The sequence below is a fragment of the Albibacterium bauzanense genome (assembly GCF_004339765.1).
In the GTDB taxonomy this organism is placed as follows: Bacteria; Bacteroidota; Bacteroidia; order Sphingobacteriales; family Sphingobacteriaceae; genus Albibacterium; species Albibacterium bauzanense.
On the sequence record NZ_SMGO01000001.1, the window covers coordinates 14,206 to 28,566 of the forward strand.

The following is a 14,361-nucleotide window of genomic DNA, read 5'->3' on the forward strand; positions in this document are numbered from 1 at the left end:
TGCTATTTCAATGCCTTAATTCTTTCTTGAGCGTATTCTATATAGCTTTGCTCTTGGGTAGGCGGCTTTTTGTTCAGGTATAAAGTATAGTATTTGAGAGCATTAGCCTTATTCTGTAAATTAAAGTCGTATAGAACGGCCAGACTAAAGTAATTGATTGTTGATTCTTCATACTGAAAACTTCTTATATAATCGGCTGCGGCTGCACTGGGTTTATTTAAGTCTACTAACAAATCGGCCTTTCTGGCAAAATAGAAGCCTGTATTGGGTGAGATAGCTTCTTTAAGGGTCTTTTCCATGAATTCTAAGCCTTCATCAAAACGTTTTAAAGCTTTACAAGACATAGCCATGTAGTAATAATCCATTTCTCCCCAAGTTTCGTATAACAGCGTCGCATCAGTATAGACTTGCATTGCTGATTCGAAATCATCTAATTTGAAATAGGCGCGGGCCATTAAAGACCATATCGGTTGTGAATCTTCTCCAAGGTCGATTAGTTTTTTAGAAAGTTCTATTACTTCTTTATATTTCTTTTGTTCTTCCGATACTTTAGCTTTTGAATGTAAAAGGTTGGCATTTTCAGGATCGCCCTCTAAAGCAATAGTTAAAACACTATCAGCTTTGTCGCTTTGATTAAGTTCTAAACATAGTTGAACAAACTCATAGGCAATATTACTGTTGGTAGGCTGCAATGTATTTGCTTTGTGTAAATAATTGAAAGCGCTAATGATATCTTTTTCTCTTCTGGATAGATTTGCTAAAGCGGTATAAGCCCCGATATTTGTGCTATCGATACTTAATAGTTTTTTATATAAATCCATAGAAGTTTTATACAGCCCTCGTTGATTATTAATGTAGGCTAAATTGGTTAAAGCAGTAGTATTTAAGGTGTCTAATATATAAAGTTTATTGTAGTAGATAGACGCCTGTTGGAAATCTCCCGCCATTCTATAAGAATAAGCAATGCTGTTTATTAATTGAATATCAGTGCTGGATTCAGTATAAAATTGGCTTAAATATTTTGAAGCCTCAGCGAATTGTTGGGTTTCGTATAAGAGGAGTATCTTTTTATTGTCAGGAGTTGGGTCTTGTGCATTGATATTAAAGAAGACTGTAAAATTTAGTAGTAGTAATAGAGATAGAATTTTCATAATGATTATATCTTTTTATAAACAAAGATAAACTATTTATTTAGTTATTAAACTATGTATTTAGTTTTAATGAGGTGTTTTGTAATGCAGGACGGGGTAGGGTGATTGAATTGAAAAAATTATTGTGGATTAAAAATAATTTTCTACTTTTGGTTTTCTAAAACCTAGAAATTATGAAGTTAATTGCTGCCAAAATATTCATAGTCTAAGAATTCAGATATTCATTTTTGAATATTTATTTTGGGCAACCTCCTATTAATTTAACTTTTGTGCTAGGGCCTTTGCCATAGTTTTTTCTCAATCTTTATTAGCTTACTTTTTATGTCTCGTACGATTATTATACGTCATCGGATTATTGACTTTATTTCTTTGATCAAACAGTCTTTTCGGGGAGAAGAACTGGATTTTACACAAGGTAGCATTCGTCGTGCTGTTATCTTATTGGCTATACCCATGATGCTGGAAATGCTCATGGAGTCTGTTTTTGCTTTGGTTGATCTTTACTTTGTAGGTCATCTTGAAGAAAGTAGCTATGCCATTCAAGCTGTTGGTTTAACAGAATCTATGCTTACCATCGTTTATTCCCTGGCTATAGGAATTAGCATGGCTGCCACGGCAATTGTAGCCAGACGAATTGGAGAAAAGAAACCGGAAGCTGCTGCACGTGCGGGTATGCAGTCAGTTTTGATAGCTTTCGCTTTCAATGCAGTTATTGGTACTGTTGGATTTATATATGCAACTGATCTGTTGATGCTTATGGGTGCCACCGAAAGTGCTGCTATTTATGGAACTCCTTTTATGAAAATCATGATGGGTGGGAGTTTTATCATTATGTTGCTATTTTTAATCAATGGTATTTTTAGAGGTGCCGGTAATGCAGCTATAGCTATGAAAAGCCTGTGGATAGCCAATGTCATTAATATAATTTGTTGTCCGATCTTCATTAATGGCTTTGGTCCGATACCTGCATTTGGCTTAACGGGTGCTGCTATTGCTACAACGATAGGAAGGTCGACCGGGGTAATTTACCAGATTTATCATTTAACAAATGGAAAAGGAATATTGAAGGTTAAATGGTCGTATTTGATTCCTCATTTCAATCAGATTAAAGATATCGCAAAAGTAGCGGCTCCGGCGGTATTGCAGTTTATAATCGCTTCTTGTAGTTGGATCTTCTTAGCTGAATTGGTAGCTACTACTGGTGGGGATGAAGGTTCGGCCGGTTATCAGACAGCCTTACGTTTAATGATGTTTTTTATGCTTCCTGCATGGGGTTTAAGTAATGCTGCGGCTACTTTGGTGGGTCAGAATATGGGGGCAGGCAGGTTGGATAGAGCTGAAGAATCAGTTTTGAAAACTGCAAAATATAATATGATCTATATGTTTGTGATTATGTTAATCTCATTTGCATTTGCACCAACTTTTGCTTCATTTTTTACAAATGATCTGGAAGTTAGAAGAATAGCTATTCAAGCTATTTACATTATGAGTACAGGTTATATTTTCTATGGAATGGGGATGGTACTTATTAATTCATTTAACGGAGCGGGTGATACCTGGACACCAACGTGGATAAACTTAGGTGGTTTCTGGTTGTTTCAAATACCTTTAGCCTATTTTCTGGCAAAACATCTAGGGCTGGATTACACAGGGGTTTTTTGGGCAATACCCATCGCAGAAATTGCAATTTCAATCACCGGTTTTATCCTCTTCAAAAAAGGAAGGTGGAAAACCATTAAGGTATAAATTTCACAATTTAAGGTTAATGGGATAAGCTGTCTCGGTATTTACCGTACACCCAAGTTCCGGCGATCGCGCTTAGTAAGATGACGATTACAACGAGGGCTCCCATTCCTATTTGTGCAAACAATGGACCTGGACAGGCGCCGGTTAATCCCCAGCCTAATCCAAAGATTAGTCCTCCATATATTTGTCCTTTATTGAATTTCTTGGTGCTGAAGGTAATGGGTTCACCAGAGAATGTTTTGATCTTGTATTTTTTTATTAACCATACGGAGATTGCTCCAACAATTACTGCCGAGCCAATAACACCATACATATGGAAGGATTGAAAGCGGAACATTTCCTGAATGCGGAACCAGCTAACTACTTCTGATTTAACGAAAACAATACCAAATAGAGAGCCAACTAATAAGTATTTTATGTTATAATACCACTTGTGTTTTGCTTGAGGTTCATTGATGTATGTTTCATCTAATGAATGTATTTCAAAATCAGTATTGTCTATTTCTGTTGCCATTTTTGTAGAATTTATTAAATATAAACCTGATTTATAATGCTAAGATGAGAGGAAGGAGAAGGTTTGACATAATTATTCCTCCAATCATGAAAAATATCGTTGCTACCAAAGATGGCCATTGCAAGGTGCTGAGACCCATAATAGAATGGCCGCTTGTACAACCTCCTGCATAACGTGTTCCGAAACCAACCAAGAAGCCGCCACCTATCATCATAATCAGTCCTCGAAGGCTGAATAAGAATTCCCAGTTGTAGATATCTGGTGGTAGCATGCTTGAATAGTCTGTAATTCCGTAAACTGCTAAGCTATTTACGAGGTTTTGGTCTACTTGTATCGGACTGTCGTTTAATAAGAAGGATGCAGAAATGATTCCACCTATAAAGATCCCCAATACAAAGAAAAGATTCCAGATCTCTTTTTTGTAATCGTAGTTAAAGAATGGGATCTTAGCAGGAAAACAGATGGCACAGGCATGGCGTAAATTGGAAGAGATGCCAAAGTGTTTATTCCCTAATAATAAAAGTGCCGGAACAGTTAAGCCGATTAAAGGGCCTCCAATATACCAGGGCCAAGGTTGTTTAATAAACTCGATCATAACACATTATTGTTAAATAATTATGAATGCATAAAGATACTAAACAAACAAGTAGTCTGCTAAAAGGATGGTAAGAAGTATGTAATCTTAAGGATTAATATGGCTTTAAGTATTCTTCTTTGGATTTTTCAATACCGCTTTGAACCCGGGTATCATGTACGCCATCAATTATTTCTATTTCAGCATCGCGATTCTTTATTGACCGATGAGCATCTACCGACTGTATATGCTGAATATCTATGTCATATGCATCGCGCGCGCTCATCAATTTTACAAATACGGGCAGGCACTCAAAAAATATAAATAAGAGCATAATGAACGTGATTGCCCAATAATTGGTCGTATTTTCACTTCCATCTGCATTGTATTTTAAGTCGCCTAAGGCTTCATTTCGGTTGGCAAAGCCGGCTACGTTAACGACACTATCAAGTTGCGTTCCTGTTAATAGCTTCTCGTCTAATAGTCCATCAAATTGTTTACGCTGCTGTATAAAGGCTTCCTGCCGCTGAATGGTAGCACGCAAGGTATCTAAGTATTGTTCTTGTTCGTCAAGATCAGCCTGTCTGCGTTTGGCATAAGGGCCATAACCGATGATTCCGGATGTTTCAGGTGTCTTATCTCCAAAAGTTTCTAAGTTTAGTTTTAGCCGGTCGCTTTTAATAGTTGACTCAACAGAATCACGTTCAGCTTTTAATTCGTTTAGTTTTCCCAGTTCAATGCCGTATTTATTGTTAAAGGCTATATTCAACGTATCAATATTGGCCCGCTGTCTGTCAAGGTAAGTAACCTTTAATTGTTCGCGGATTTCCTTATCGAATATTTTAAGCTCTAAAGGCCGAGAAATGACTATACCGATAAGTATAGCTAGCAATATTCGTGGGGTGGCTTGCAGGAATTGCTTCCATCCGGAGTTGTTTTTGTTAATGCTGGATACGATATAGCGATCCATATTGAAGATGGCTAATCCCCAGATCAGACCAAACAAAAGGGAATATAGGATTGCTAATTTCCCTCCGCTAAACACAAAATACATAGCATATCCTCCTGAGAGAGTAGCAAAGAGCGCAGTGAAGAAGATAGTTGCGCCAATACCAACGTATTTGTTGTGTTCAGCCGGATATTTCTCCAGAGTTTCTTGGTGCACACCGCTGCAAAACCAAAAGAAATTGGTAATCTGTTTCATCATATCTGAATAATATATGTTGGATAGATTGAATGACAGTTTGTTACAACTATTTAGAATTATATGTTTAATTATTAATCATTTTTGAATAATTGTTTTAAACAGTTGTTTAATAAATATGGATTATTTACTTTTGATTTCGAATTGATCGTTAAAGGAATTTTATAATATGGCAAAAAGTAATGAAAAACAGGGTATAGATGCTTCTACTGAAGAAAAGATTAAGGAGGCAGCTCGTGTGGTTTTTACTCGTAAAGGTTTTGTATCAACAACTGTAAGGGATATAGCTGCTGAAGCAGATATTAATTTGGCTTTGGTTAATTATTACTTTAGAAGTAAACAGAAGCTTTTTGATCTTATAATGATTGAAACGATTGAAAAGCTATTTTCTGAAATTATGGTTATTGTAATGGACGAAAGTACAAGTTTAAATAAGAAGATTGAATTGATAGTTGATCATTATATTGGACAGCTGCTCAATAACCCTGACTTTCCATTGTTTATTGTTAACGAAATTCTTTCCGGCTCTAATAAATTTCCTGCTTTTATAAAAAATGCGGCAGCTATCAAAGGCTCATATTTCTTTAAACAATTAAATGAGTTAAATATGGATAAGGAGTTAGAAATTAATCCGATACATATTCTTATGAATATTATTGGCTTGATTATATTTCCGTTTTTAGGAAGACGGGTATTGGAAAAGGCAGCTGGAGTAGAGGAGGATGATTTCAGGGATTTAATGGAAGAAAGAAAAAAGCTTATACCTATTTGGATTGGTAAAATAATAGAAAATTAGCTTATGCTTAGTAAGATAATAGTAAATAAGATAGCCGTACATTTTAAAATAAATTTAATCTGTTTCGGGCTTATTCTTTTTGTTTTTCCTGTATTTGCGCAACAGCAAATATTGAGTCTTGAGGATTGCTACCGGCTTGCTCAATCTAATTACCCTTTAATAAAAAAGCAGAATCTGATTGATGCATCGCGCGATTACACAATTGCAAATGTTTCTAAGCTTTATTTACCTCAGTTAAATATTTCGGGCCAGGCGAGTCATCAGTCGGAGACTTTCAGTTTTCCAGATGCACTTTCTTCAGCGCCTGGTATGGTTTTTCCGGAGATTAGTAAAGATCAGTATAAAATTCAAGGAGAGGTTAGTCAGCTTATTTTTGATGGTGGACAATTAAGAAGTCAGAAGGAAATGGCAGTAGCGAATGCTGATTTACAAAAGCAGCAGCTTGCTATTGATCTTTATTCGTTAAAGAGCCGGATAAATCAGATCTATTTTTCTATTCTTTTAATGGATGGACAATTAAAGCAGAATGATCTGAGGAAAGAGGACCTTCAACTTGCTGTAGATAAAATGGTTGCTGCCGTTGAAAATGGAGTTGCATTTAGGAGTAATGTAGATGAATTAAGAGCAGAGTTATCAGCCGTAGAGTCTGCGAGTATTGAATTTAAAGGAAATATGGATGCCTATTTACAAATGCTTTCTGTATTTATAGGTAAGACAATAAGTGATGCTTCTCAACTTGCGAAACCTGTTGAGTTGGCTTCATCTAATGAGATTAAAAGACCTGAACTTAATCTATTTACAATCCGGGAGAAATTGTATGATATTCAGGAAAAGCGGCTTCAATCTGATTATCTACCCAAATTCAGCGCCTTCTTTCAGGGAGCATATGGTCGTCCGACATTAAACATCATTGCGGATAAAGCAGATTTCTGGTATATCGGAGGATTGCGTTTAAATTGGGCTTTCGGGAGTTTATATACACTGGCTAACAATAAAAAACTCTTAAATCTGGATCGTCAATCGTTGGAAGCAGATAAGGAAACCTTTTTGTTTAATACGAGTCTTGAACTTACACAACAAAATGCACAGGTTGAAAAGTATAGAAAGCTTATCCTGGAAGATGAAAAGGCTATAAAGTTTAGAGCTTCTGTAAAAGAATCGGCCAAAGCTCAACTGGATAATGGAGTAATTACAGTTCGTGATTTTATAGCTCAGTTGAATGCAGAGAATTTGGCCCGACAAACTCAGATATTACATAGAATTCAATTATTACAGGCAACTTATAATTTAAAATATACTTCTGGCAACTAATATCATCTACAAAATGAAAGGACTTAAATTAGTATTACTGGCGTCTGTTATTGTGCTTGGCTCTTGTGGTCGAAATGATAATGATTACGATGCTTCTGGTAATTTTGAAGCAGATGAGGTAATTGTATCTGCCGAGCAAAATGGGGAATTGCTTTCTTTTAATATAAAAGAAGGTGAGCAGTTGGATGCAGGGGCCAAAGTAGGGCAAATAGATATAATACTTGCTCAATTGCAAAAAGAACAGACCGAAGCTGCAATAACGGCTTTAAAAGAAAAAACAAGTGATGCTGGGGAGCAAACAGCTTTGGTACAAAGGCAATTGGCTGTTGAAGAATCTCAATTAGATCATTTAATAAAAGAGCGTGAACGTACGCGCAATTTAGTAAAGGCTGATGCTGCTACACAAAAGCAATTGGATGATATGAATGCGCAGATTGATCAACAGCAGAAGCGTATTAATGTTACTAAGCAGCAAATTAGGTTAAATACATCGAATACAGCTACTCAAAATCGTTCTATCTTAAGTGAAAGAGGACCCTTGGAAAAAATGGTTGAACAATATCAGGAGCAGATTAAAAAAGGGGAAGTTATTAATCCGATTAATGGGACTGTATTAGCCGCTTATGCTTTAAAAGGGGAGATGGCCATTATTGGTAAACCACTTTATAAGATTGCTAATACTGACACGCTTAATTTACGAGCTTATATTACAGGAGAGCAATTACCGCAGATAAAGATTGGTGATGAGATTGAAGTTAGGATTGATAGCGGTGCAACCGGTTTTAAATCTTATCCAGGTTCAATTACATGGATAGCCAGCAAATCGGAATTTACTCCTAAGACTATACAAACTAAAAATGAACGTGCAAATCAGGTTTATGCGATAAAAATCAGCGTTCCGAATGATGGTTATTTGAAAATTGGTATGTACGGAGAAGTACTTTTTAAGTAGAAGAGATGGATGCTGTATCGTTAAAAAATATTCATAAAACATACGATAAGGGGAATGTTATTGCTGTTGATGATGTTTCATTCGACGTAAAGAAAGGTGAGTTATTCGGGTTAATTGGTCCGGACGGTGCTGGAAAGACTTCCATCTTTAGAATATTAACTACGGTATTGCTTGCAGATAAAGGTTCAGCTAGCGTAGCTGGTTTTGATGTGGTTAAAGAATATCGGGCTATTCGCAATAGGGTGGGTTATATGCCTGGGAAATTCAGCTTATATCAGGATTTGACTATAAAAGAGAATCTTGAATTCTTTGCTACGGTATTTGATACAAGTATCGAAGAGAATTATGATTTGATTAAAAATATCTACGATCAGATCAGTCCTTTCAATGATCGTCGTGCAGGAAAGCTATCAGGTGGTATGAAACAGAAGTTAGCCTTGTGCTGCGCTTTAATTCATAAGCCTGAGGTGCTTCTACTGGATGAACCAACTACTGGTGTGGATGCTGTTTCGAGAAAAGAGTTTTGGGATATGTTGAAAGATTTAAAACAGCAGGGAATAACAATTTTGGTATCCACTCCATATATGGATGAAGCAAACTTGTGCGAACGCATTGCATTGATTCAAAATGGTAAAATACTTTCAGTCGAGACTCCTGAGAATATCGTGAAGGCATTTCCTGTAACCTTATATGCTGCTAAGTCTGATAATAATTACAAACTCCTTACTGATTTTAGAAATTTTGATGCGGTTGCTAGTGCTTATGCTTCAGGCGAATATATGCGAATAATAGTAAAAGATGAGCATCCGGATAGCATCACTTTATTAAAAGACTATGCTGAAAAATTTGGAAATAGGAATGTGGAAATAAAAATAATAGCACCTACCATTGAAGATAACTTTATCTGGTTATCACAAAAGGAAGCTAATCATTAGGTATGGAAGAGAAGGTAATTATTTGCAATGATTTAACGAAGCAGTTTGGCGACTTCTATGCGGTCAATAAAATTAGTTTTGATGTGTATAAAGGTGAAGTGTTTGGTTTTTTGGGAGCAAATGGTGCTGGGAAAACGACTGCTATGAGAATTTTATGTGGTTTATCATACCCAACTTCCGGAAAAGCTAGCGTTGCAGGCTTTGATGTATATAAACAGCAAGAATCTATTAAAAAGAATATTGGTTATATGAGCCAGAAATTTTCTCTCTATGAAAATTTAACTGTTTCAGAAAATATTGAATTCTTTGGTGGGATATATGGAGTAGAACGTTCAGAAATTAGCATGCGGCGTACAGATTTGATTGAAAGGCTTGGATTAGAGAAAGAGGTGAATAAGATGGTAGGAGAGCTTCCTCTTGGATGGAAACAAAAGCTGGCTTTCTCTGTCGCTATTTTTCATCAACCAAGAATTGTGTTTTTGGATGAACCTACCGGAGGAGTAGATCCGGTTACGCGAAGACAGTTTTGGGATATGATTTATGAAGCGGCGGCAGGGGGTATTACAGTTTTTGTGACTACTCATTACATGGATGAAGCTGAATATTGCAATCGTATATCCATTATGGTAGATGGTAGAATTGAAGCACTTGATACACCTGAAAACTTGAAGAAGAACTATTCAGCCAGTTCAATGGATGAGGTTTTCTATCAGTTGGCCCGAGGAGCAAAAAGATCAGATAATTAACAATACAGATATGAAGCAGTTATTTGTATTTATTAGAAAGGAGTTTTATCATGTTTTTCGTGATAAACGTACTTTGCTGATCATGTTTGGTTTGCCCATTGCTCAAATACTTCTGTTTGGTTATGCGATTACGAGCGAGGTGAAGAATTCTCACATTAGTATTTCTGATAATTCCCGAGATGCAAACACCGAGCAGCTGATTAATAAGATCAAATCTTCTTCCTATTTTATTGTAGATGAAACTTCTTTGAGTGAACAGGAAATAGAGAACACATTGAAGAGAGGGAATGTGAGATGTGTACTTGTTTTCCCACCTAATTTTGGGAATAATTTACTGCACTCTGGAAAGGCGCAAATACAAATTATAGCAGATGGTTCAGATCCCAATACTGCTAAGACTCTAATAAATTATTTAACGGCTATTATAGCGGATTATCAACAGGAGATTTCACCTGCTGCAGTTTTACCCTATGTTATTGTTCCGGAAACCAGGATGCTTTATAATGAGGAGGGAAATGGGTCTTTAAACTTCATTCCGGGAGTAATGGCCTTGATATTAATGATTGTATGTACTGCATTAACTGCAGTAGCTGTAGTAAAGGAAAAGGAACTTGGAACTATGGAAGTATTATTGGTTTCTCCCTTTAAACCCATTTTTGTTTTGATTTCTAAAGCCGTGCCGTATTTGGTATTATCATTGGCAAACTTTACGCTTATCGTTCTATTGGCGGTTTTTGTGTTGAATGTGGAGATAAAAGGAAGTATTTTATTGTTATTTTTAGTAAGTACATTGTTCATTATAACCTGTCTTTCTTTTGGTTTATTAATTTCGAATGTTACTTCTTCTCAACAGACAGCTCTGCTTTTATCTATCATGGGTATGATGATACCTACACTTATTTTTACAGGTTTTATGTTTCCGATAGAGAATATGCCATGGGTATTTCAGGTTATTTCTAACATTGTTCCTTCAAGGTGGTATTTTCTGATCATTAAATCTGTGATGCTTAAAGGGCTTGGCTTCGCATATATATGGAAGGAAGTTTTGGTCTTGATTGTTATGACTCTTGCCTTGCTTGGAGTCGCTTTAAAAAACTTTAAAATCAGGCTGGAATGAAGATATTAAGGTTCCTTTTACAGAAAGAGTTCAGACAGATATTTCGTGATAAGACTATTATTGCGATGATGTTTATGATGCCTACTGTACAGTTGATTATTCTTCCTTTGGCAATGGATTTGGAAGTGAAAAACATTAGTCTGTCTATTGTTGATCGGGATCATAGTAGTTATTCGCAACAGTTAATTAGTAAGGTAGGTTCTTCTGGATACTTCAAAATGGTGAGTATGGAACCTTCTTATAAGGAGGCGTTGAAATATGTTGAAAGGGATGAAGCGGATGTGGTGCTGGAAATACCTGCTGGCTTTGAACGAAATCTGATTCGGGAAGGGAAACAGAAAGTTGGTTTATCAGTCGATGCAATTGATGGGACAAAAGCTTCTATTGGCGGCAGCTATTTAAATGCTATAATAGCAGACTTTACTGCTAACTTGGAAATTAATAATAAGGCTACAACTCCAACTAATTATACTTCAAAAAGTTTCATTGACGTAACCTATTCAACTTGGTTTAATCCCTTGGCTCAATTTAAATACTATTTGGTTCCGGGCATCCTTGTCTTATTATTAACGATGATTGGCGGTTTTCTGTCGTCTTTAAATATTGTGAGAGAGAAGGAAGTAGGGACCATAGAACAGATCAATGTGAGTCCGATTAAGAAATGGCAGTTTATCTTGGGCAAGCTTATTCCTTTTTGGATTATGGGGATTATTGTATTTACACTCGGACTTGTAGTTTGCTGGTTGATTTATGGTATTGTTTCAGAAGGTAGTCTTTTATTGCTCTACTTGTTTGCTGCTTTCTATTTAATAGCAGTTTTGGGTTTCGGTTTATTGATTTCAACTATTAGTGATAATCAGATTCAAGCTATGTTCCTGGCTTTTTTCTTTATGATGATCTTTACTTTGATGGGAGGTTTATTTACCTCGGTAGAAAGCATGCCTGATTGGGCAAGAAATATCTCTAATTTAATGCCAATAACACACTTTATTCGTGTAGTACGCATGGTTATGCTGAAGGGTAGTGGCTTTGCAGACGTTCAGCTTGAATTCTTTTATATCATCGTTTTCGGTGTCATATTGAATGGCTGGGCTATCTGGAATTACAGAAAAACGGCCTGATCATTTTTAATGTGTTTTTGGCTTAAATAATAAAGGATAAAATACTCTTTTATCTTAATATTATTATTTAATTTTGCCGTATATAATATATTAAATATGATTTCAAACACTTTTCAATTGGCAATATCAAGCCTATGGATTAATGGTTTTATTGTCGTGCTATCTGTGATAATTATTATCGTATTATTATTTGCAATATCTGTTCTATTAAATATGCGAGAAATCAGGGGAGATACAGATAAGATGGGATTTAAGAGTGATGAAGAAAGGTTTAAGCATTATATAGACACCTTAAATAGCAAACAAATAGAAGAGTTTCGTAAAGTAAGAAAGAAAGAGACTTCTTTTGCCCCGACTTCTAAAAAAGATGTTGTTAGTGGCCTTACAATCGCGATTTTATGTTTGATTAGTCATTTTAGCTATGGACAAAATGAAGGTGTTGATTCCGAAACTGTAATGTCTAGTGGGGGTGTTATTATTACTTTAATTTTAATTGCTATACCCATTATAGTCGGTATTCTATTACTAGCTGGTCGGGTTAAGAAGTACATTAATAATATCAGTGATAGAAATAAACACATTGAGGCAAGGAAATTGGCAGATTATATTAAGTCTTTGCCTGAGGATGAAATAGAAGAAACTATTGAGCGGAGACAAGCTGCTGTAAATTATCAGCTGTCTCAAAAGGAGTTATCAGGCGATCAACCAGTGGCAGATACAAAAGGTTTGATAGCTGAGAATCCGGATACTTCTCTTCCGTTTGTTGCAGTTAAAAAGAAAGCTACAAAAAGACCTTCTGTAGATCCTAAACTTGCTAAATTGGTATTATGGTTTGCAGCTACAGCTACCTTTTGGTTGATCTTTGGTACATCGGTTGGAGAGTATGTTGGGATTAAGTTTGTAGCTCCTGATATTGATCAAACCAGTTGGCTGAGTTTTGGAAGGTTAAGACCTGTTCATACTAATTCTGTTTTTTGGGGTTGGGCCTCTCTGGGGATGTTAGGTTTGGGTTATTATTCTGTACCCCGAGTAGGAAACAATGTGCTTTTTAGCTATAAACTCGGTTGGATTACTCTGGTTTTAATTAATGCGACGGTGCTGTTCGGTACGATTGCTCTTATGGCCGGTATTAATAATGGCGGTGGTGAATTTCGTGAATATATCTGGCCTGTTATGCTGCCGTTTGCAGCTGCATTGATCCTTACGCTTTATAATTTCTTGAAGACTATTGCTACACGTAAAACCAAAGAAATATATATATCTAATTGGTATATGGTTGCAGCATTGATCTTCGCTATTGTGATTACTCTGGTTGCTTATTTGCCATTTTGGCAAACTGGTTTAGGAGAAACGATAGTGCAGGGTTATTATATGCATCAAGGTGTGGGCATGTGGTTTATGATGTTTACACTGGGTATTGTGTATTATTATCTTCCTCAACAATTGAACCAGCCAATCTATTCATACAGCCTGGGTATTTTGGCTTACTGGACTCAAATACTGTTTTATACTTTAATCGGATCGCATCACTTTGTATTTAGTTCTATTCCATGGTGGTTGCAAACAGTAGCTATTGTAGGAAGTGTGGGAATGGTTATTCCGGTTGTAGCGGGTACTACCAACTTTGTAATGACCTTTAAAGGTGCATGGCATAAAATTACTGATAGCTATACTTTGCCTTTCTTTATCGTTGGAATTGTATTCTATTTTACAGGATCGATGCAGGGTACGGCAGAAGCTTTTAGAGAAACCAATTTGTATTGGCACTTTACTGATTTTACGGTAGCTCATTCACACTTAACCATGTATGGTATTATAACCTTCTTTATTTGGGCTGGTATGTATGTTATTATTCCTCGCTTAACAGGCAAGGAGCCTCCTCAAATAACAGTTGGTGCTCATTTCTGGATGGCTCTTATTGGTTTAATGTTTTACTCTGTGCCTTTAATGATTGGAGGAACCTTACGTGGTTTGTCATGGATGGAAGGAAAACCGTTTCTTGATAGTGTGATTATGATGGCGCCACATTGGTTGTGGCGTGCAATAGGAGGGAGTTTAATGTGGCTTTCTCATCTGGTTTTTGCTTATAATCTTTATAAAATGTGGGATTCTAAGCCTGCACTGGATGTGAAGGATCTGGCAATACAAAAATTAGATAAAGACCTTAATCAACAAACCGAAAAAGCTTTTTAAA

General features: G+C 36.2%; 13 protein-coding genes. 9 read left to right on the forward strand and 4 right to left on the reverse strand.

The features are described 5' to 3' along the window. Positions 1-2: 2 nt before the first annotated feature. Positions 3-1,151 (reverse strand): tetratricopeptide repeat protein, encoded by a 1,149-nt coding sequence (locus tag C8N28_RS00060; RefSeq protein WP_132220301.1) that lies wholly within the window; start codon positions 1,149-1,151, stop codon positions 3-5. Between the two features lie 321 nt (positions 1,152-1,472). Between C8N28_RS00060 and C8N28_RS00065 the strand changes: the two genes are divergently transcribed. Continuing rightward, on the forward strand, positions 1,473-2,897 hold the full coding sequence (locus C8N28_RS00065; RefSeq protein WP_132220303.1) for an MATE family efflux transporter: 1,425 nt from the start codon (positions 1,473-1,475) through the stop codon (positions 2,895-2,897). 16 nt (positions 2,898-2,913) lie between these two features. On the opposite strand, the gene C8N28_RS00070 is transcribed toward C8N28_RS00065, so the two are convergent. The 3 genes from C8N28_RS00070 to C8N28_RS00080 form a co-directional block, all read right to left on the reverse strand. After that, a complete protein-coding gene (locus C8N28_RS00070) occupies positions 2,914-3,411 on the reverse strand; it encodes a YeeE/YedE family protein (protein WP_132220305.1) in 498 nt (165 codons plus the stop codon). A gap of 31 nt (positions 3,412-3,442) precedes the next feature. Next, positions 3,443-4,006, reverse strand: a complete 564-nt coding sequence (locus tag C8N28_RS00075) for a YeeE/YedE family protein (protein WP_132220307.1) — start codon at positions 4,004-4,006, stop codon at positions 3,443-3,445. 94 nt (positions 4,007-4,100) lie between these two features. Further along, positions 4,101-5,189, reverse strand: coding sequence for a DUF4407 domain-containing protein (locus C8N28_RS00080; RefSeq protein WP_132222448.1), 1,089 nt, complete (start codon positions 5,187-5,189; stop codon positions 4,101-4,103). Positions 5,190-5,358: 169 nt separating this feature from the next. Between C8N28_RS00080 and C8N28_RS00085 the strand changes: the two genes are divergently transcribed. From C8N28_RS00085 to C8N28_RS00120, 8 genes are all read left to right on the forward strand, one after another. Further along, positions 5,359-5,985 (forward strand): TetR/AcrR family transcriptional regulator, encoded by a 627-nt coding sequence (locus tag C8N28_RS00085; RefSeq protein WP_132220309.1) that lies wholly within the window; start codon positions 5,359-5,361, stop codon positions 5,983-5,985. Positions 5,986-5,988: 3 nt separating this feature from the next. Further along, positions 5,989-7,296, forward strand: a complete 1,308-nt coding sequence (locus C8N28_RS00090) for a TolC family protein (protein WP_132220311.1) — start codon at positions 5,989-5,991, stop codon at positions 7,294-7,296. A gap of 13 nt (positions 7,297-7,309) precedes the next feature. Next, positions 7,310-8,248 carry an HlyD family secretion protein gene (locus C8N28_RS00095; protein ID WP_132220313.1) on the forward strand — a complete coding sequence of 313 codons (939 nt, stop codon included), beginning with the start codon at positions 7,310-7,312 and terminating at the stop codon, positions 8,246-8,248. A 5-nt stretch (positions 8,249-8,253) separates the two neighbouring features. After that, positions 8,254-9,183, forward strand: coding sequence for an ABC transporter ATP-binding protein (locus C8N28_RS00100; RefSeq protein WP_132220315.1), 930 nt, complete (start codon positions 8,254-8,256; stop codon positions 9,181-9,183). Positions 9,184-9,185: 2 nt separating this feature from the next. Continuing rightward, positions 9,186-9,929 carry an ABC transporter ATP-binding protein gene (locus tag C8N28_RS00105; protein WP_132220317.1) on the forward strand — a complete coding sequence of 248 codons (744 nt, stop codon included), beginning with the start codon at positions 9,186-9,188 and terminating at the stop codon, positions 9,927-9,929. Between the two features lie 10 nt (positions 9,930-9,939). Further along, entirely contained in the window at positions 9,940-11,046 is a 1,107-nt protein-coding gene (locus C8N28_RS00110; RefSeq protein ID WP_132220319.1) for an ABC transporter permease, read from the forward strand. Next, complete coding sequence (locus C8N28_RS00115; RefSeq protein ID WP_132220321.1) at positions 11,043-12,167, forward strand: ABC transporter permease; 1,125 nt, start codon at positions 11,043-11,045, stop codon at positions 12,165-12,167. The genes C8N28_RS00110 and C8N28_RS00115 overlap by 4 nt, the downstream gene beginning before the upstream one ends. A gap of 96 nt (positions 12,168-12,263) precedes the next feature. After that, positions 12,264-14,360: a cbb3-type cytochrome c oxidase subunit I gene (locus C8N28_RS00120; protein WP_132220323.1), complete on the forward strand. Its 2,097-nt coding sequence runs from the start codon at positions 12,264-12,266 to the stop codon at positions 14,358-14,360. Position 14,361: the final 1 nt, after the last annotated feature.